Source organism: Spirillospora sp. NPDC000708, from assembly GCF_040299565.1.
Classification (GTDB): Bacteria; Actinomycetota; Actinomycetes; order Streptosporangiales; family Streptosporangiaceae; genus Spirillospora.
The window spans coordinates 17,774-36,075 of sequence record NZ_JBEPCJ010000059.1 but is presented as its reverse complement, the minus strand read 5'-3'; the positions used below and the strand labels follow the sequence as shown (position 1 = coordinate 36,075).

Here is an 18,302-nt window from a genome sequence, read left to right as displayed (position 1 = left end):
CCTCCGAGCCCACCCCGCACCCACCCCCGACATCTCCACCCACCGAGGTGAATCCATGCGCACCATCCCCCGACTCCGTGTCTCCGCCCTGGCCGCCGGAGTCCTCGCCGCGGGCCTGACCGCGGCGTGCGGCGCCCCCGGTGAGTCGAAGGACTCCGGCTCCGGCGGCAGCGGCCCCATCAAGATCGCCGTGGTCGACGCGCAGAGCGGGCAGCTCAGCTCGCTCGGCAAGTGGGAGTACAAGGGCGCCAAGCTCGCCGTCGACGAATGGAACAAGGCCGGCGGCATCGACGGCCGCACCATCAAGCTGGACGTCTTCGACGACCAGGGCGACCCGACCGTCGGCACCAACATCGCCCGCAAGATCGGCAGCCAGCACTACATCGCGATGATCGGCACCGCCGAGAGCGCCGTCACGATCGCGATGGCGCCCACCCTGCGCCAGGAGGAGATCCCGAACATCGCCTCGGGCCAGTCCAACGGGATGGTCGCGCTCAAGAGCCCGTTCCTGTTCCTCAACGGGCCCACGTCCACCACCTACGACGAGACGCTCGCCAAGTACGTCGTGGACGGCAAGAAGATGAAGAAGATCGCGATGATCAGCAACAACGGCTCCTACGGGAAGGGGGAGCACGACGCGTTCCTCAAGGCGCTGACCGACCGTGGCGTCAAGCCGGTCGCCGACGAGGTCGTCACCACCGACCAGAAGGACTTCAGCGCCCAGCTCACCAAGATCCGGCAGAGGTCGCCGGAGGTGATCTTCGTCGGCTCCGAGGAGGTCGAGTCCGGGCTCATCGTCAAGCAGGCCCGCGACCTCGGCATCGACGCGCCGTTCGCCGGCGCGGCCCCGCAGGGCACCCCCGTCTACCGCGACACCGCGGGCGTGAAGAACGTCGAGGGCACCATCGTCAGCTCGCCCTACCTGAGCAACGACGTCAGCGACGCGTCCAAGAAGTTCGCCGCCGCCTACAAGGCCGCTTACGGCGAGGACGCCGAACTGCACGGCGCCAAGGCCTACGACGGCACATCGATCCTGCTCACCGCGCTGAAGAACAGCAAGGTCGCGACCGGGAAGAAGCTGGCCGACGCGATCCGCGCCGTGCAGTACCAGGGGCTGCTCGGCGACTTCCGCTACGACGAGACCGGGGTCGGGATCAAGGCGACCTCCATCGGGATCATGAAGAACGGGACGGTCGTCAAGGCCGACGGCTGACGGCGGACCACCCGGACGACCGAGGGCGGCCGGGCCCCGCGGGCCCGGCCGCCTTCGTTTCCTCGGTCATGCGCCCTGGTCCGTGAGGGAGAAGTCGTCGACGAGGAGGGTCCCGACGCCCGGCAGCGCGACGCCGAAGCTGATGTTGGTGGCGCCCGCGGGGACGGCGGGGGTGGTGACGAGCGTCTGCTGCCAGGTGCTCGTCTGCGCGAGCGTCGGGCCGTTCGTCCAGAACGTCCAGGCGCCGGTCGCGCTGCGGTAGTAGATGCTCATCTTGGTGGTGACGCCGGCCGCCCAGGTGCCCTTGTACCAGACCCCGAGCTGGTAGGCATGGCCCGGTGTCGCGGCGGGCGCGCAGGTCCCGGCGTCCTGTTTCGTGACGAGCTTGCGGTCGCCGTCGGTCCGGGCGGTGACGTCGACGCGTTCGGCGTACTGCCCGGTGTGCGAGTCGTTCGTCCGCGTCCAGGCGAAGGTGTTCGTCCCGTACCCGCCGAGCTGGAAGCAGTCGGGGACGCCTCCGGTCGCCGCCTCCAGCGACGGGTTCTGGACGGTCGCGGGCGACGGCGGCCCGTTGACGGGCGGCTGCAGGCTCCCGCCGACGACCTGGCCGACGGTCTTCACCGTCGTCCCGTTCGCCGATCGGGGCGCGAGCCAGTCCAGGAACGACGACAGCGTGGCCGGGCTGACGGCGTAGGTGTCGTCGCAGCCGTTGCACACGTGGTGGATGACGAGCTGCACCCAGCCGCCGCCGTGCGTCTCGGCCTGCGTGACGTAGCCCTGGAGCTGCGCGAGCGTCGTGCCCGTCTTGACGGAGTCGGGGGTCTGGGTGAAGTAGGCGTCCGCCGGGGGGATCGTCTCGGCGTAGCCGCAGCCGCTGCAGTCGCCGGGCGAGACGACGCCGCCGACGGTCCGGGCGCTGTTGTAGCCGCAGTCGTGCACGACCTGCTCGGACGTGCTGCTCGCGTTCCCGTACGGGTAGGCGAAGTTCTTGACGGTGAAGCCCATGTTCAGCAGCGCCACGCGGTCGTCGCAGACCTGCCGCTGCTGCTCGGCGGTGGAGAGGGTGGGCAGGTCGGCGTGCGTGATGGTGTGGCCGCCGATCTCGTTGCCGGCGGACTCCAACGACGCGATCTCCGCCTGCGTCATGTACCCGGACGTGCCGACCCGGGCGCTGTTGATGTAGTACGTCCCCTTCATGCCGTGGCTCGCGAGCGCCGGGCGGGCGTTGTCGTACTGGTCCTGCGACCCGTCGTCGAACGTCAGCGACACGACCGTGCCGGTGTCGGCGCTCGCCGGCACGGCGGCGAGGACGGCCGCCGCGCCGATCAGCGCGGCGGTGAGGAGGCTGAGAAGTCTTCGTGGAGACATGGGGGTACTCCGTGGGGGAGTCGTGGGGGTGGATTCAGCGCCCGAGCGGGACGAGCGCCGGATCGCGGAAGACCAGCGTGCGCCGGTCGCGCGCCGCGATCTCGAACGTGAGGCCTCCTTCGTTGAGCCGCGGGTCGATGGCGGCGCGCAGCGGCGCGCCGCCCGCCACGGTGACGGTGAGCCGGTGGCCGCGCGCCTCGATCCGGACGGACCGGGCCCCCGCGCGCGCCGCGATCCGGGTCCGGCCGAGCACGACCGGGCCCGCGTCCCCGATCTGCTGCCGGACCAGGACGGACGCGGCGCCGACGACGACCTCGACGCGGCCGCGGTGGCCCGCGCCCGCGCCGTCGCGGACCGCGATGACCGCGCTGGTGCGCGGGTCGATCCCGGTGACGGACGTGCTGACCCGGTAGTCCGTCCACTGGCTCGTGTTGACGCCGGTGAGCAGGCAGCTCCCGTAGACGTCGCTGGTGACGCGCAGGTCGGACGCGCGGCGCCGGCATTGGGCGAGGTCGCCCGTCCAGGGCAGCGCCGCCAGGTCGCGCGGCGGCGCGGTGGGGACGGCGGCGCGGATCATCTCCAGCAGGTCCGCCACCGACGTGGTGGACCGGACGCCGATCCGGCCGAGCGTCCAGCGCGGCGACCCGGCGGTGAGCGCGTCGACGTGGTCGGTCGGGACGTTCTCGCCGGTGAACGCCTCGCTGAACCCGGCGTGCCGGATCAGCACGGGCAGCTCCGCCGCGATCCGCGGGTCGTTGCCGGTCCCGCCGGACGCGCCGAACGGGTAGGAGAACGCGGTGGCCCGGCGCCCGAGCGTCCGCTCGAAGAACCGCTGGCTGCGGTCCAGGTCGCGGCGGACGCGGGCGCGCCAGTGCCCGATCGTCTCCGTCCGGCCGCGCACCTGGACCAGGTTCGGCATCGGCGCGGCGACGTCCCCCGGCACCCGGGTGAGGTCGTGCAGGTCGTCGCCGTGCGAGCCGAACTCCCACCGCCCGGTCGCGGCCAGGCCGCGGACCTGCCGGGTGGACAGGTAGTACGACGGCGTCCCCGGCTGGACGATCCTCCCGGTGGTGAGGAACCCGGCCGCGGTGAAGCCGTGCGCCTTCAGCACCGGGTCGGCGGTCGTCCAGTCGGTGAGCTGCCCGTCGTCGAAGGTGAGCAGCAGGGCGCGCGGCGGCAGCCGGACCGGCCGGTGCGCGAGCAGGTCCTCCACGTCCCGCAGCCGGACGGTCCGGTACCCGGCCGCCGCGAGCGCCGCCATGTGCTCGCCGAACAGCCGGCGCGACAGCGTGCCGCCGGAGTGATCGGTGTCGGACACCCCGTGGTAGGTCAGGACGAGCACCGACCCCGGGTAGCGGGGGAGCGCCGCCGCCGTCCGCGCCGACGCCGTGTCCAGCCGGACGGCGGGCGCCGCCTTCTGGCCCGGATCGAACGGCCGGCTCAGCGTCACCCACGTCGTCAGCGCGAGGGCGAGCGCGCACAGGAACACCAGGCCGGTGACCGCCCGGACGGCCCTGGTGGACCGGCCGGGCGGCGGCCTTTCCCAGGGCGCGGGCTCCTCCCGGTCAGCCATCGCTCGCCGCCGCGCTGTAGAGCCGGACCGGGCGCGGCGGCGACGGGGGCGGCGACGGGGGCGGCGACGCGTCCCGGGTGCCCCACTTCCCGTCCCGGATCCGCGCGACCGCCCACAGCAGCTGCGGGGAGAACGCGACGTAGAAGAACGTCCCGACGAACGCATAGATCCACATGCCGTCGTCGCGCAGCATCCGGTACGTCAGCGCGTACCCCATCGACACCAGGTAGAGGCCGAGGAAGTAGATCATCGGGAAGCGGCCGCCCGCGAGCGGGACCGCGAGGCTGTACAGCACCACGACCGGGCTGAGCAGGCCCGCGATGGTCTGGACGGCGATGGACGGCAGCGCCCGCGTCCGGCTCCGCCACACGTGCGCGAGCAGCAGCGGCCCCTCCCGGCTCCACGACTTCTTCCACCGCAGCTGCTGCCGGAAGAACTTGCGGTACCGGTCGGGCGCGTCCGTCCACGCCTCCGCGCGGGAGTCGTAGCGGGTCGTCCAGCCCGACTTGATGACCCGGTTGGTGAGCGCGCGGTCGTCGCCGTAGGTGCATTCGACGCCGAGGAACCGCTGGTGTTCCCAGGCGTCCAGCAGCGGGGCGATCGCCGCCCGCCGGTACGCGGCGAAGCAGCCCGAGCAGCACGTGACCGCGCCCAGCACCGACTCGGCGCTCTTGAGCAGCTGGAACGACACGTAGTACCGGGCCGCCTGCATCCGCGTCAGCACGTTGCTCTCGGCGTTGCGGACGTAGGTGAGGCCGGAGATCGCGCCGACCCTCCCGTCCGCGAACCCCTGCACGAGCAGCCGGACGGAGCCGGGCGCGGGCATCGAGTCGGAGTCGACGAACACCAGGATCTCCGCCGACGTCGCCCGGATCCCGGCCGCCATCGCCGCGCGCTTGCCCTTGTTGGCGCCGAGGTCGACGCAGCGCACCCGGCCCTTCGGGTAGCGCGCGGCGGCCTCGCGCATGTGGTCCCAGGTGTCGTCGGTGGAGCCGTCGTTGACCACGACGATCTCCAGCTTGCCGGCGGGGTAGTCCAGTCCCAGGCAGGAGTGGATCGTCCGGGCGACGGCCTCGCCCTCGTTGTAGGCGGGCACCACGATCGCGACGGACGGGGCGATGCCGGCGTCGCGCGGCGGGCGGTAGAACGCCGCGAGCACGAACCGGCTGATCACGTAGCTGCTGACGAGCACCGTGTACGTGGGGAGCAGCAGGTCGCCGCGCATGTACGCGACCTTCACCCCGACGTGCCAGACGATGACGCCGCAGATGACGGCGACGCCCGCCAGCGCCCCCAGCGAGACCAGGCGGGCCCGCCAGGGCAGGCCGCCGAAGGGGACCGGCGACCTGCGGTCACGGCTCACAGCGCCACGCGCCGGGCCGGCCCGGAGAAGCGGTACGTCGCGTCCAGCAGCAGCTGGTCCTCCCGCAGCCAGTCCAGGTCCAGGCCCTGGTGCGGGGTGTGCGCGATCACCAGGTCGGCGGGGCCGGGCTCGGCGCTCGCCAGCTTCGTCCCGCCCTCGGTGACCAGCTCGGGGACGCGCGGGTCGTGGTAGCGGACGGCGGCGCCCGCCGCCAGCAGCCCGTCGATGATCTCCAGTGCGGGCGACTCGCGCAGGTCCTCGACGTCCGGCTTGTAGGCGACGCCGAGCACCAGCACGTCCGCGCCGGCCAGGCCGCGCCCGTGGTCCGACAGCACCTGCCGGGCGCGCTCCACCACCTGCCCCGGCCGCATCGCGATCGCGTTCATCGCCGCGGAGACCAGCGGCGTGTGCAGCCGGTCCCGCTTCAGCTGCCACAGCAGGTAGTGCGGATCGCAGGGGATGCAGTGGCCGCCCGCGCCGGGGCCGGGGAAGAAGGGCATGAAGCCGTACGGCTTGGTCGCGGCCGCCTCGATGACCTCCATCACGTCCAGCTCCAGCAGCCGGCTCGCGTCCGCGAACTCGTTGACCAGCGCGATGTTGACCGCCCGGAACGTGTTCTCCAGCAGCTTGGTCATCTCGGCCGCCTCCGCCGAGGAGACCCGGTGCAGGTCGCCCGCGTACCGGCCGAGCAGCGCCATGGCCCGCGCCGCGCAGCGCGGCGTCACGCCGCCGACCACCCGCGGGACCTCCTCGTGCGGGTGCCGGTCGTTGCCCGGGTCGATCCGCTCCGGGCTGAACGCGACGAAGACGTCCGTGCCGACCCGCAGGCCGCGCGCGGCCAGCGGCCGTACGAGCAGCTCCCGCGTCGAGCCGACGTAGCTGGTGGAGGTCAGCACGATGGTCTGCCCTGCCCGTGCGTGCGCGGCGGCCGTGGCGCACGCCTCCGTCAAAGCGCCGAGGTCGGGGACGAGGTGCCGGTTGACGGGCGTCGGCACGCAGATGATCAGGGCGTTGGCCCGGGCCGCGTCGGCCGGGTCGGCGGTCACGGCGAGGCCGTCCCGCGCCGCGCGCAGCCGGCGGTGGTCGCTGTCCAGCAGGTCCACGCGGCCGGCCCGGATCGCCTCCAGCCGGCCGGGGTCCCGGTCGACGCCGAGCACCCGCTGCCCGGCGGCGTGGAAGGCGAGCGCGGTCGGCAGCCCGACGTAGCCCAGCCCGATGACGGCGACGTCGTATGTGGATGAATCCGTGCGCCGGGCCCCGAGGGGCGAAGCAGCGGAGGACATGGCTCAGTGATCTCCCCGTGTGAGCTCCGGTCCGATGGCCGGAGTCCATCAGCCAATGGCAAAGACGGGGTAAAGCGTCTTTGGCAGCTGATTGACGGGGGACCGCACTTCAGCGGAGGTCATCTACGCCCGATGGCGGACGACATCTGTCCACCGGTTGGCGATCATGCCGGTGATCTGGTGAAAAGAGCAGGACCCGCCCGGTATGCGAGCGGGTCCTGAGCGCGGCCGAATCCGGCCGGTCAACGTGCGGCGAGGTCGTCCTCCGAGGAGGCCGCCTCCGCGTCCAGCGGACGCTCGGAGTCGCCGTCCGCGGGGCGGCGCTCCGGCCACGAGTTGATCCGGGTGCGACGAGGGTTCGCCAGAGCGTTGTCCATTTCTACTGCTGTCCTCCCGTTGACGACGGCCCGTGATTCTCGGCATCCGGGCCGACCGAAATAAGAAGATCTTCCCCGATGACCCACCCGGTTTAGCAAAATGGTCTAGACCGCGCGGCCCACCGGGTGACAACGCCCCGGCCGGGCGCCGCATTCCGCCCGCCCGAAACGGGCTCGCGCCGCGGGCCCGGCCCTGCCACCATCGTCGGCATGGACGTCCAGCAGCTCATCCGCCTCCACGAGGAGGGCACGCCCCCGAAGTACCTGTTCTTCTGGGGCCACCGGACGCCGGGCCCCGGCTATCTCAGCCAATGGTGGCCGTCGCCTTTCACCGTGGACGGAGTGACCTATGCCACGGCGGAGCATTACATGATGGCGGAGAAGGCCCGGCTGTTCTCCGACGAGGAAACGGCCGCCGCCGTCGTCGCCGCGCCCCACCCGGGCGCCGCCAAGGACCTCGGCCGCCGCGTCCGCGGCTTCGACGAGGACGTCTGGACCGCCCATCGCACGTCCATCGTCGTCGCCGGGAACCGGGCGAAGTTCACCCAGAACGCGGAGCTGCGCGACTACCTCGCCGCCACCCGTTCCCGCGTCCTCGTGGAGGCCAGCCCCCTCGACCGCGTCTGGGGAATCGGCCTGGCCGCCGACGACCCGCGGGCCGCGAACCCCGCCGAATGGCAGGGCGGCAACCTCCTGGGGTTCGCGCTGATGACCGTCCGCGACTCCCTCGGCGACTGACCCGCGTCCCCGACGTCAGCCGCCCGAGGCCCGCGCGGTGCGGCGCGCGGCGAGGGCGGCTTCGGTGAGGTCGGCCATGCGGCGGCACGCCCGCCGCTGGTACTCGAGCTGCGTCGGACGTCCGAACAGGGCGAACCCGAGCCGGACGACCGGGTCGCGGATGTCGGCGGCGCACGAGAAGGCGCGCAGGCGGAACTCCACCTCCCCGGTGTCGAGCCACTTGCGGACCTCCTGGTCCATCTGGCCGCGCTCCAGGTGCCCGTCCAGCGTCCGGTAGTTCCAGCCCCATACGCGCACCTGCCGGCCGTCCTGCTCGACGACCGTGTCGACGACGTCGCCGACCCGGACGCCGAGGTGGAAGCGGAGCCCGAAGAACCGCGCCTCGAGCAGCATGTCGGCGCCGGGCTCGGGCGCGCCCGTCCGGTACGCGCGCCGGATGATCCGCGGGTCGGCGAACTCGTAGTCCCTGACGAGGCGGCGCGCGATCTCCCAGCTGCCCTCCGGCTCCGGCGGGCCGGGGCGCTCCAGCGGGAGCGGCTGGCGGCGGTCGTCGATGCGCCAGCCGGACGGCCCGGCGCTCTCCGGCCGGTCCCGGACCTCGAAGTTCACGGGCCGGTCCCGCAGCCCCTCGAAGAGCCGCTGGAGCCGGCGGTGCTTCCGCGGACCGCTGGGCCGCGCGGTGCCCTTCCGGCGGCCGGTCGGGCTCGTGCCCCTGCCGGCCTCCTGGACGGCGTCGTAGGAGCGGCGCCGCACCTGCTGGAGCGGACCGCCCGGCCGCAGCCCCGGGATCGGGTGCCGCGCCGGGTTGAAACGCACCGGCACGGGGTCGTCGGTGCGCGCGGGCCGCGTGAGGACCAGTTCCCCGAACCGCTCCCACGGGCCGAGTTCGGTGGCCACGACCAGGTCCATCAGGATCGGGCCCTCGCCGGCGACACGGGCCAGCGCGGCGGGGTCGCCCGGGAGGGCGCGCCGCGCGACCGCGCCCAGCAGGACGTGGCGGTCGCCCGCCGTGTACGGCAGCAGGCAGCCGTAGAAGCCCGGCCCCCAGCGCGCCGCCGGGCGGAGCAGGTGGCGGCCGAGCCGTCCGTGGCCCGTCGTGGCCAGCAGCAGCTCGGCGGTCGCCGGTTCGCCGCCGTCCGCGCCCGCGGGCTGCCGCCAACGCAGCGCCAGCCCGAGGATGTCGGGGAACGGGGACGGCAGGCCGATCGCCCGGGACAGGCGCGCCACGCCCCGCAGCTCCGCCGTGTCGTCCAGCAGCGGGACGCCCCAGAAGCGGGAGGTGCCCGACAGCCGCAGCGTGGCGTCGAGGACGAGCCCGCGGGGATGCAGCGGCCGGCCGCCGCGCGCCTTCGCCAGCGCGGTGAACGCGCGGGCGAGCGCGCCGGCCACCGGTTCGGCGAGATGGCGCCCGTCGATCCGCGAGGAGTCACCGGCGAGCTCGGTCCGCTCGGTGAGGACCTCGACGTCCCCCGCCGGCCGGCCCCCGGCCAGCTCGGCCACCCGGCAGCAGAAGTGCGTCCACATGTGGAGCTGCATCTCCTTGGCCATGCGCACCCGGTCGTAGAGCACGTCCGCCAGCCGGTCGCCGCTCCGCGTCCACGACTCGATGGTGAACCGCAGCCCGCCGTCCTCGGTGTCCTTCGCGCGGAACTCGATCTCGCCGGCCTCGATGTGCCCCTGGAGGGTCGCGAGCCGGAAGGACCGCGGCGTCCGCTCCACCACGCGCACCGGGAGGTTCCACGGGCCTGGCATGTGGACGTCGTACTCGTCCCCGAGCTCCAGCCGGGGCGAGGACCCGGAGGTCTTGTCGAAGACCGCGAACTCGACCGGCGACGCGGTGTTGACGTCGGCGCGCAGCCGGTCCATCAGCGCGGGCGCGTCCAGGTCGCTGCCGACGATCCGGACCGTGTAGCGCCGCTGGTAGACGGGGCCGACCCCTTGGCGCAGGCCCTGGACCCGGTCGCCGCCGTGCTGCGGGAGCCGCGCCGGGTCGAAGCCCGGTCCCGTCCGGAGCCGCTCCCGCCGCGCCGTGCGGGCCGTCCGGAGCCATCGCCAGAGCGCGATGCCCGCCCCCGCCGGCCAGCGCGCGGTACGCGCACGCTGCCGCCACCGTCTCCGCACGGCGCCCCCCGATGACTCGCGCCTCCGTCGCCACGCCCTCACCGCGCGTGCCTACGTGCTGGTCAGGCCCTACCCGCGCCGCCGGTGCCCAACCAGCGCCCGCCGCCGGGACGCGCGTCCACGGCCTCAGAGGGCGAGCATCTCGGCGAGGGTGCCGCCGAGGACCCGGTCGCGGACCTCGCCGGGGGACGTGACCCGCTCGACGGTCATGCGCGCGAGCACGGGATCGCCGTAGGGCGCGTCGGAGCCGAACAGGGTGCGGTCGGGGATCTCCGCGATCGCCACCCGGACCGCGAAGACGATGGACGCCGTGGACAGCTCCAGGTACATGTTCGGCGTGTCGCGGACGAGGTCGATCGCGCGCATCCAGTGGGCCCCGCCGAGCTGGCTCACCACCAGCGGGACGCGCGGGTACCGGCGGGCGAGCCCCGCGAGCGTCTCCAGGTCGTCCCCGGTCGCGGGCGCCGACCCGTGCACCACGACGGGCAGGCCGCCGTGGTCGCGGGCGGCCCGCAGCACCGGTTCCACGAGGTCGGCGCGGCCCGGCGGCGGCGTCAGCTCGCCGATGCCGTGCAGGCCGGCCGCCACCACGTCGCGTTCCACGATCGCGGCGATCTCCTCGCCGCCCATGCCGAGCGGCACGGACAGGAACCCGATGAAGCGGTCCGGGCGCGCCGCGAGGGCGGCCGCGTGCTCCGCCCAGGCGGCCCGGTAGGAGTCGAGCGTGTTCGCCTGTCCGCCGAGGCTCCTGCCGAGGACGTCCATCTCCCGGCGCAGCGACGCCAGGTCGGCGGCCCGCTCGGGATGCGGGCGGGTCGCGAACAGCACGGCCCGGTCGGCCCCGGCGTCGTCCAGCAGGGCGATGTGGTCCTCGACGGGATCGTGGACGTGCCCGTGCGCATCGATGATCATCTTTTCCTCCGGTGCGGAATAGGGCCTCACTGTCGCTCCTTGACACGGTTGGAAGGTCAAGCCGAGGAGGACGCCCGTGCTGATCGGAGAGCCGTGCTGATCGGGGAGCTGTCGCGGCGCACCGGGGTGAGCGAGCGGCTGATCCGCTACTACGAGGACCAGGGCCTGCTGGAGTCGAGCCGCCGCGCCAACGGCTACCGCGAGTACGGCGACGACGCCGAGCTGACGGTGGCCCGGATCCGGGCGCTGCTCGCCGCCGGCCTGCCGACGCGGTCGATCGCGCGCCTGCTGCCCTGCGCCGCCGGCGTCGACGCCCTGCGCCCGTGCCCCGGCACGCTGGAGGTGCTGCACGAGCGGCTCGCGGAGCTCGACCGCCGCGCCGCCGAGATCGCCGAGGCCCGCTCCCTGCTCACCCGCACCATCACCCGCACCGAGGCCGTCGCAGCGCCGGACGGAGACACCGCGGGCTGACGGGTTCGCGCCGGTCGTAGCGGGCGGTCTCGCGGTGCCACTTGAGGATGCCGGCCATCCAGTCGCGGAGTTCGGCCACGTAGGCGTCGAGTGCGGCGCGGGTGCCGGCGTCCAGGCCCATGTCGTCGGCCAGGGCCGGGAGTTCCTCGGTGGCGAGCCGCTCGAACTGGCGGCGGCGGGACGCCATGAGGTCGTTGACGATCGGCAGGGCCTCGTCGCGTCCGCAGTCGAGGAAGTGCTGCACGGCGAGGACGCCGTTGTTCAGCTCGCCTTCGTACTCGATCTCCTTCTGGTAGGAGAAGACGTCGTTGAGGAGGCAGGCGTAGTCCATCGCGGACGCGTCGATCTCCTGGAGGGTGCGGGTGGCGAAGACCTCGGCGGGGATCTCGCGGAGGAGGCCGATGCGGGTCAGGGCCATCGTGAGCTCGGACCCGAAGGTGCGGCGGCGCATCTCGATGTAGTCGACGGGGTCGGGGACGCGGGACTGGAGGTGGTTGTGCAGCTCCCACAGCCAGCTGCCGACCATGTGCTCGACGGCGGCGCGGAACTCCCGGCGGCCCCGGCCGTTCATGGGGGACGCGGTGCGGTGCCAGAGGTCGATGAGGCCGGTCTCGAAGGGGTTCTCGGGGACGGGCGCGGGGCCGCAGTCCAGCGGCATGAACCCGGGGACGCGCGAGCAGAACCGCTTCGCGCCGGCGAAGTCGCGGTCGCGATTGAAGACGGCGGGGAAGTAGTCGTCGCCGAAGGTGCCCCAGGCCAGCCACTGGGTGGCGAGGTCGAGGGCCTCGGGCGCGGAGTCGGGGTCGATGGACGCCGCGCAGACCGCGAAGTCGAACCCGGCGAGCTTCTCGGCCGTCCAGAGCGGGACGGGATGCCGGGGGAGCGGCGCGAGCATGCCCATGGCGGCGCACCAGGCGATGACGCTCTTCCGCGCCCTTTCCCGATGCGGGTTCACGCGGGCCTGGTACGGCATGTCGAATTCCGGGAGGGGCGTCGGCCCCACCTTCTGGTACGGGACGTGGGGACGGCTGAGGCGGGCCGCTCGGACCAGGGCGGGGACGCGCGTCGCCGACATGCCGATGGACTTCTCGTTCATGTAGCGGCTGGAGCACAGGTGCCATTCGTGGCCGCCGGACTGCCAATCCTGCAGGCCCTTGGCGTAGGCGGTGACGGCGGCCCTCTCCGCGGGGGTGAGCGCGTGCTCCTCGTAGAGCGGGGGGAGTTCGGTGAGGGCGGTGTTCTCGAACTGGCGCAGCCGCGAGGTGAGCAGGTCGTTGACGGTGTCGGCGGCCTGCTGGGGCGCGACGCCGAGGAAGTGCTCGACGACCAGGACGCAGTTGTTGACCTCGCCTTCGGTCTCCGTCTCGCGCTGGTAGGAGAAGATGTCGTTGCGCAGGTGGACGCCGTCGGCGAAGGCGTCCTTCAGCACGCGCAGCGGGCGGGTGCCGACGACGCGGGCGGGGACCTCCGCCCCGGCGGCGTGCTCGACGAGGTCCGCCGACCAGGGGGCGCCGCCGACCTTGCGGCGCATCTGGACGTACTCGACGGGGTTGGGGACGCGTCCGGTGCTGATGTTGGACAGCTCCCACAGCGACTCGCGCAGCAGCGCGCCGGTGCTCTCGGCGAAGCGGCGGCGCCAGGCGGGCGAGCGGGCGGGGACGGTGCGGGCCCACAGGTCGGCGAGGCCGCGCTCGACGGCGTTCTGCGGCTCGGGCGGGTCGACCGGGTCGAGCGACATGAACGCGGGGAGCCGGTCGAGGTAGGCGCGGGCGCCCGCCTGGTCCCGCGGCCGCTTGAACACCTCGAGGAAGTGGTCGTCGAAGTAGAAGACCCAGACGTACCAGTCGGTGACGAGGTCGAGTTCGGGGCCGTCGCAGTCGGGGTGGGTGTAGGCGCACAGCAGTGCGTAGTCCATCGCGTCGAGCGCGGCCTCGTCCCAGATCTCGGGGGTGCCGGGGTCGCGGGCGTCGTCGAGCATGCCCATCGCGCGGGCCCAGGCGGTGCTGTGGGCGCGCGCCCGCTCCAGGTGCGGGTTCAGCCGGGCCGGATGAGGGACGTAGAAGTCGGGCAGCTCGAACGGTTGCATCGACCGGACACGCCTTCCTGCTCGGGGACGCTCCGCAACCTACAGCACCCGCAAAGTCGCGCACAGTGACATCTTTCTCTCCTGAATCCTTCGCAATGCAACGGGTAAGCCGAGGTCATGGCGAAGTCGCGAGCCGCGGCGAAGATCAAGGACGATCCGGTGGAGGAGAACCTGGCACTCGTCCGGCAGGTCATCGATGCCGCGCAGGAGGAAATGGTCACGAAGGCGCGCAAGCGGGTGCCCGCGCTGCGGTTCGGCGCGCTGGCGGGGGCGCTCGGGGTCATGGCGACCGCGGCGTCCTACCGGATGAACGTGCAGCTGCTGGAGCGCAAGCTGCCGCCGGAGCTGGCGTCGTTCGTCGCGGCGCTGGCGTACGGGGGCGGTGCGGGCGCGGCCGCGATGGCGGCGTCCCGCAAGTGGAAGGGGCTGCCCGCGCCGCTGCCGACGGAGACGGCCCGGCAGGTCGCGGAGATCATCACCGACTCCGGGTGAGCCGCCGCGCGCACCCCTGCCGACGGTGCCCGGCCGGCGGCGTCCGCGATTGACAGCCCGCCATGATCGTCAGCAGACTCGGCGGAGTGCGCATCGGCGAGCTGACGGACGTCCGGGCCGTGCGGCCGGAGGCGGTCGCCGAGGCGGTGGCCCGCCGGGTCCGGCCCGCGTCCCTCCCGGACCGGCCGATGATCATCGCGGCGGACCATCCCGCGCGGGGCGCGCTGGCGGCGGGCGGCGATCCGGTCGCCATGGCCGACCGCGGCGACCTGCTCGAACGGCTCTGCACGGCGCTGGAGCGGCCCGGCGTGGACGGCGTGCTCGGCACACCCGACGTCATCGAGGACCTCGCGCTGCTGGGCGTGCTCGACGGCAGGCTCGCGATCGGCTCGATGAACCGGGGCGGGCTCGCGGGGACGGCGTTCGAGATCGACGACCGGTTCACCGCCTACGACGCGGACGCGATCGCGGCGTCCCGGCTCGACGGCGGCAAGATGCTGCTGCGCATCGACGACGCCGACCCGGCGACGGCCCGGACGCTGGAGGCGTGCGGGCGCGCCGTCACGGGCCTGGCGGGGCACCGGCTGATGGCGATCGTCGAGCCGTTCGTCGCGCACCGCGTCGAGGGGCGCCTCCGCAACCTGCTGACGCCGGAGGCGATGATCCGCGCGGTGTCGGTCGCGTCCGGGCTCGGCGCCACGTCGGCGTACACGTGGCTGAAGGTGCCGGTCGTGCCGGGGATGGAGCGGGTCGCGGCGGCGACGACGCTGCCGCTGCTGCTGCTCGGCGGCGACATCGGCGACGATCCGGGCCCCGTGCTGGACGGGTGGCGCCGCGCCCTGCGGCTGCCCGGTGTGAAGGGCCTGGTCGCCGGGCGCTCCCTGCTCTACCCGCCGGACGGCGACGTCCGCGCGGCCGTGGACGCCGCCGTCGAGCTCCTCTGACCCCGCCGCGGCCCGGCGCGGCGGTGGAGGTCACGAGTCGCTGAACTTCACGTTGCGGCCGGTCACGTGGAGCCCGACGCCGGCGCCCGAGACGGTGACGCTCTGGAACGTCAGCCCCATCGGCAGGCCGCTCACCGGGACGGTGAAGTCGAGGTCGTTGCCGATGTCGGAGCGCGAGAACCCCTCGATCGACTGGGTCCGCACCACGATGCTGTTGCCCTGCTTGGTGACGGTCGCGGTGGCGGTGGCCTCCGTGATGCCGAGGTCCATCTTCGCCTTGACCAGGTTGTTCCCGGCGGCCGTCAGCACCAGGTCGGGGTTGTCGCTGGCGCTCGCCAGGTCCTTGAAGCTGACGAACGCGGTGCCGTCCACGCTGCCGAGCGTGCCGCTGCTGAAACCGGAATCGACCCGGACGTCCCGAGCGCGCACTTTGAGGTTCGTGATGCGCAAGGGGCCCTCGGTGATTCTGCTCGCCTCGAGCCGCACATCGCCGAAGTGGCGGGACACGACCTGGGTGAGGAAGGGGAATCCCTTGATCGTCACTTTCGGCGTCGCCGGGAATCCCTCCTTTTTGATCTGCACGGCCATCTCGTGCTGCGCGAAGACCACGCCGCCGCGGTCGGCCGCCACGAGGAGCAGCGCGAGCAGCACGACGGCGCAGATCAGGACGGTCAGCCACCGAGGCCGCCCGCGCCGCGGAAGGCGTTCGACACGGGTGACGGCAGCCGCGCCCGGCGGATTCGCCATGGCGTTCACTCAATTCCGTCGCCCGGACCATGTCAATGGGACCGGTGTCCCGTGAATGCCGGGCCCGAAAAACGGGCCGCGACATTTCCGGGGCGAGGACTTACACTCCCCGCATGACGGCCGGACCTTCCGCCGAATCGCTCGCCGCGCCCGTTCTCGTCGTCCGCACGCGGGACCGGGTGCACCGGCTGCGTCCCGGGGGCTCCTACCGCATCGGCCGCGACCCCGCGTCCGACATCGCGCTGTCGGACCCGCGCGTCTCGTGGTGGCACGCCGTGCTGCGGACGGGCCCCGACGGCTGGCTCATCGAGGACGTCGGCAGCAGCAACGGCACGTTCTGCCAGGGCGGACGCATCGAGCGGATGGAGATCGGCGGGCACCGCACGTTCCTGCTCGGGCACTCCACCGAGGGCGAGAGCCTGGCCTGCTTCCCGGAGAGCCCGCCGCCGAGCCGCCGCCAGGTGTACCCGCCGGCCGCCGGGCACGGGGCGCCGCCCGTCCAGTCGCCGGCCCCGCCCGGCCGCCCGGCCGGGAACCCGCGCCCGCCGTCGGGCACGGCGCCGCCCGTCCCGCAGCGGCCCCCGCTGCCCCGCACGGTGCCGCCGCCGCGGCCGGAACCGGCCGCGGCGTTCCGGCCGAGCGTCGACCGGAACCCGAGCCAGATCATCCGGGTCGCGCCGAAGACGCTGCGGATCGGCCGCGCCGCCGACAACGACATCGTCGTGCCGGACCTCGTGGTGTCGCGGCACCACGCGGAGCTGCGCAGCCTCGGCCCCGGACGGCACCGGATCGTCGACCTCGGCAGCCACAACGGCACCTACGTCAACGGCAACCGGGTCGAGTCGGCGGAGTTCACCGAGAACGACCTGCTCGGCATCGGGCACGCGACGTTCCAGCTGGTCGGCGAGGAGCTGCGGGAGTACGTCGACACCGGCGACGTGTCGCTGTCGGTGGAGGACCTCATCGTCCGGACGCCCGAGGGCAAGGTGATCCTGGACGGGGTCGGCTTCCCGATCCCCGAGCGGTCGCTGGTCGGGGTGATCGGGCCGTCCGGCGCGGGCAAGTCGACGCTGCTCGGCGCGGTCACGGGGACCCGGCCCGCGACGGAGGGCACGGTCCGCTACGACGGCCGCGACCTGTACTCCGACTACGACGAGCTGCGGCACCGCATCGGGCTCGTCCCGCAGGAGGACATCCTGCACACCCAGCTCGACACGCGGAAGGCGCTGCTGTTCGCCGCGGAGCTGCGGTTCCCCGGCGACACCCGCAAGCAGGAGCGCGAGCAGCGGGTGGACGAGGTGCTGGGCGAGCTGGGCCTGACCGCGCACGCCTCGACCCGCATCGACCGGCTCTCGGGCGGGCAGCGCAAGCGGGTCAGCGTCGCGCTGGAGCTGCTGACCAAGCCGTCGCTGCTGTTCCTGGACGAGCCGACGTCCGGCCTCGACCCGGGCCTGGACAAGACGGTCATGGAGATGCTGGCGGAGCTGGCGCACGACGGCCGGACGGTCATCGTCGTCACGCACAGCGTCGCGAACCTGGACGCCTGCGACCGGCTGCTCGTGCTCGTCCCGGGCGGGCGCCTCGCCTACTACGGGCCGCCCGCGGAGGGGCTGGAGCACTTCGGGAAGAAGTCGTGGGCGGAGGTGTTCCAGGCGTTCGACCGGGAGCCGGACCGGGACTGGGCCACCGAGTTCCGCGGTTCGCCGCGCCATGCCCGGTACGTGCAGAGCGGCCGGCAGGGCGGCGCCGTGCAGGCCGACACCGCGGTGCCCGCGCCGCCGCCCCGGCAGCAGTCCCGGTTCGCGCAGCTCAGCACGTTGTGCCGGCGCTACCTCGCGGTGATCGCGTCCGACCGCAGCTACCTGGTGCTGCTCGGGGTGATGCCGCTGATCCTCGGCGGGCTGAGCGCCGCGATCCCGGCGCCGAAGGGGCTGACGGGGCCCTCGCCGAACGCCGACGCCGCGTCCAAGCTGATGGTGCTGGCGTTCGCGGCGTGCTTCGCCGGCACCGGCAACGCCGTCCGCGAGCTGGTCAAGGAGCGGACGATCTACAGCCGGGAGCGCGCGGCGGGCCTGTCGGCGGGCGTGTACCTGATGTCGAAGCTGCTGGTCCTCGGGGTGATCACGGCGCTGCAGGCGGTGGTGCTGGCGCTGATCGGGACGATCGGGGTGAAGCTGCCGTCCTCCGGGACGTTCACGGCGGTGCTGCCGGAGCTGATGCTGGCGATGGCGCTGCTCGGCGTGGTGTCGATGACGCTGGGGCTGCTGGTGTCGGCGTCGGTGAACAGCTCGGAGAAGACGCTGCCGCTGCTGATCGTGCTGTCGATGGGGCAGCTCGTGCTGTCCGGCGGGCTGGTGCGGCTCGCGGGCAAGCCGGGCCTGGAGCAGCTGGCGTGGCTGTCGCCGTCCCGCTGGGGGTTCGGCGCGGCCGCCGCGACTATCGACCTCGACTCGATCATGCCGCACGCGGGCGGCGCCGACCCGGCGTGGAAGCACGCGGTGAGCGCCTGGGGGATGGACCTCGGCGTCGCGGCGGGCCTCGGCGTCCTGTTCTCCCTGCTGGCCTGGTACCGGCTGTACCGGCTGCGTCCCCGGCGCCGCCGCTGATCACGTGA

Annotated in this window: 15 protein-coding genes; 6 read left to right on the top strand and 9 right to left on the bottom strand. The window is 73.3% G+C overall.

The genetic code is table 11. The features are described 5' to 3' along the window. The first annotated feature begins 55 nt into the window (after window positions 1–55). Entirely contained in the window at window positions 56–1,213 is a 1,158-nt protein-coding gene (locus tag ABT299_RS33535; protein ID WP_500253187.1) for an ABC transporter substrate-binding protein, read from the top strand. Window positions 1,214–1,279: 66 nt separating this feature from the next. On the opposite strand, the gene ABT299_RS33530 is transcribed toward ABT299_RS33535, so the two are convergent. The 5 genes from ABT299_RS33530 to ABT299_RS33510 form a co-directional block, all read right to left on the bottom strand. Beyond that, entirely contained in the window at window positions 1,280–2,581 is a 1,302-nt protein-coding gene (locus ABT299_RS33530; protein ID WP_500253186.1) for a polysaccharide deacetylase family protein, read from the bottom strand. A 34-nt stretch (window positions 2,582–2,615) separates the two neighbouring features. Beyond that, window positions 2,616–4,154: a polysaccharide deacetylase family protein gene (locus ABT299_RS33525; protein WP_500253185.1), complete on the bottom strand. Its 1,539-nt coding sequence runs from the start codon at window positions 4,152–4,154 to the stop codon at window positions 2,616–2,618. Continuing rightward, window positions 4,147–5,517, bottom strand: a complete 1,371-nt coding sequence (locus ABT299_RS33520; RefSeq protein ID WP_500253184.1) for a glycosyltransferase family 2 protein — start codon at window positions 5,515–5,517, stop codon at window positions 4,147–4,149. The genes ABT299_RS33525 and ABT299_RS33520 overlap by 8 nt, the downstream gene beginning before the upstream one ends. Then, the gene (locus ABT299_RS33515) at window positions 5,514–6,800 is read right to left on the bottom strand and encodes a nucleotide sugar dehydrogenase (protein ID WP_500253183.1); all 1,287 of its coding nucleotides are present in this window, start codon (window positions 6,798–6,800) and stop codon (window positions 5,514–5,516) included. Before ABT299_RS33515 ends, ABT299_RS33520 begins: the two co-directional genes overlap by 4 nt. A 242-nt stretch (window positions 6,801–7,042) precedes the next feature. Further along, window positions 7,043–7,177, bottom strand: a complete 135-nt coding sequence (locus ABT299_RS33510) for a hypothetical protein (RefSeq protein ID WP_277820028.1) — start codon at window positions 7,175–7,177, stop codon at window positions 7,043–7,045. A 210-nt stretch (window positions 7,178–7,387) separates the two neighbouring features. Here ABT299_RS33510 and ybiA point away from each other — a divergent pair, with 210 nt between their 5' ends. Beyond that, window positions 7,388–7,915 (top strand): riboflavin biosynthesis intermediates N-glycosidase, encoded by a 528-nt coding sequence (gene ybiA, locus ABT299_RS33505; protein WP_500253182.1) that lies wholly within the window; start codon window positions 7,388–7,390, stop codon window positions 7,913–7,915. 15 nt (window positions 7,916–7,930) lie between these two features. Here the strand turns inward: ybiA and ABT299_RS33500 are convergent, their stop codons facing one another. Together ABT299_RS33500 and ABT299_RS33495 are read right to left on the bottom strand one after the other, a co-directional pair. Then, the gene (locus tag ABT299_RS33500; RefSeq protein WP_500253181.1) at window positions 7,931–10,036 is read right to left on the bottom strand and encodes a DUF1990 family protein; all 2,106 of its coding nucleotides are present in this window, start codon (window positions 10,034–10,036) and stop codon (window positions 7,931–7,933) included. A gap of 126 nt (window positions 10,037–10,162) precedes the next feature. Then, on the bottom strand, window positions 10,163–10,948 hold the full coding sequence (locus tag ABT299_RS33495; RefSeq protein WP_387022456.1) for an amidohydrolase family protein: 786 nt from the start codon (window positions 10,946–10,948) through the stop codon (window positions 10,163–10,165). A gap of 93 nt (window positions 10,949–11,041) precedes the next feature. Between ABT299_RS33495 and ABT299_RS33490 the strand changes: the two genes are divergently transcribed. Further along, window positions 11,042–11,419, top strand: a complete 378-nt coding sequence (locus tag ABT299_RS33490; protein ID WP_500253180.1) for a MerR family transcriptional regulator — start codon at window positions 11,042–11,044, stop codon at window positions 11,417–11,419. On the opposite strand, the gene ABT299_RS33485 is transcribed toward ABT299_RS33490, so the two are convergent. Then, complete coding sequence (locus tag ABT299_RS33485; protein WP_500253179.1) at window positions 11,370–13,505, bottom strand: terpene synthase family protein; 2,136 nt, start codon at window positions 13,503–13,505, stop codon at window positions 11,370–11,372. The two genes, ABT299_RS33490 and ABT299_RS33485, sit on opposite strands and share 50 nt — an antisense overlap. A gap of 117 nt (window positions 13,506–13,622) precedes the next feature. Here ABT299_RS33485 and ABT299_RS33480 point away from each other — a divergent pair, with 117 nt between their 5' ends. Together ABT299_RS33480 and ABT299_RS33475 are read left to right on the top strand one after the other, a co-directional pair. Further along, window positions 13,623–13,997 (top strand): phage holin family protein, encoded by a 375-nt coding sequence (locus ABT299_RS33480; protein WP_387022450.1) that lies wholly within the window; start codon window positions 13,623–13,625, stop codon window positions 13,995–13,997. A 62-nt stretch (window positions 13,998–14,059) separates the two neighbouring features. Continuing rightward, window positions 14,060–14,941, top strand: coding sequence for a Cgl0159 family (beta/alpha)8-fold protein (locus ABT299_RS33475; RefSeq protein ID WP_500253178.1), 882 nt, complete (start codon window positions 14,060–14,062; stop codon window positions 14,939–14,941). A 30-nt stretch (window positions 14,942–14,971) separates the two neighbouring features. Here the strand turns inward: ABT299_RS33475 and ABT299_RS33470 are convergent, their stop codons facing one another. Beyond that, window positions 14,972–15,688 carry an LmeA family phospholipid-binding protein gene (locus tag ABT299_RS33470; protein ID WP_190861060.1) on the bottom strand — a complete coding sequence of 239 codons (717 nt, stop codon included), beginning with the start codon at window positions 15,686–15,688 and terminating at the stop codon, window positions 14,972–14,974. Between the two features lie 113 nt (window positions 15,689–15,801). On the opposite strand from ABT299_RS33470, the gene ABT299_RS33465 reads away from it, so the two are divergent. Next, the gene (locus ABT299_RS33465; protein WP_387022444.1) at window positions 15,802–18,294 is read left to right on the top strand and encodes an FHA domain-containing protein; all 2,493 of its coding nucleotides are present in this window, start codon (window positions 15,802–15,804) and stop codon (window positions 18,292–18,294) included. Window positions 18,295–18,302: the final 8 nt, after the last annotated feature.

Excerpts from the sequence above, each read along its gene's own strand:
- ABT299_RS33535 (WP_500253187.1), top strand. The coding sequence starts at position 56 with ATGCGCACCATCCCCCGACTCCGTGTCTCCGCCCTGGCCGCCGGAGTC.
- ABT299_RS33530 (WP_500253186.1), bottom strand. The coding sequence starts at position 2,581 with ATGTCTCCACGAAGACTTCTCAGCCTCCTCACCGCCGCGCTGATCGGC.
- ABT299_RS33525 (WP_500253185.1), bottom strand. The coding sequence starts at position 4,154 with ATGGCTGACCGGGAGGAGCCCGCGCCCTGGGAAAGGCCGCCGCCCGGC.
- ABT299_RS33515 (WP_500253183.1), bottom strand. The coding sequence starts at position 6,800 with ATGTCCTCCGCTGCTTCGCCCCTCGGGGCCCGGCGCACGGATTCATCC.
- ABT299_RS33510 (WP_277820028.1), bottom strand. The coding sequence starts at position 7,177 with ATGGACAACGCTCTGGCGAACCCTCGTCGCACCCGGATCAACTCGTGG.
- ybiA (WP_500253182.1), top strand. The coding sequence starts at position 7,388 with ATGGACGTCCAGCAGCTCATCCGCCTCCACGAGGAGGGCACGCCCCCG.
- ABT299_RS33495 (WP_387022456.1), bottom strand. The coding sequence starts at position 10,948 with ATGATCATCGATGCGCACGGGCACGTCCACGATCCCGTCGAGGACCAC.
- ABT299_RS33485 (WP_500253179.1), bottom strand. The coding sequence starts at position 13,505 with ATGCAACCGTTCGAGCTGCCCGACTTCTACGTCCCTCATCCGGCCCGG.
- ABT299_RS33480 (WP_387022450.1), top strand. The coding sequence starts at position 13,623 with ATGGCGAAGTCGCGAGCCGCGGCGAAGATCAAGGACGATCCGGTGGAG.
- ABT299_RS33475 (WP_500253178.1), top strand. The coding sequence starts at position 14,060 with ATGATCGTCAGCAGACTCGGCGGAGTGCGCATCGGCGAGCTGACGGAC.
- ABT299_RS33470 (WP_190861060.1), bottom strand. The coding sequence starts at position 15,688 with ATGGCGAATCCGCCGGGCGCGGCTGCCGTCACCCGTGTCGAACGCCTT.
- ABT299_RS33465 (WP_387022444.1), top strand. The coding sequence starts at position 15,802 with ATGACGGCCGGACCTTCCGCCGAATCGCTCGCCGCGCCCGTTCTCGTC.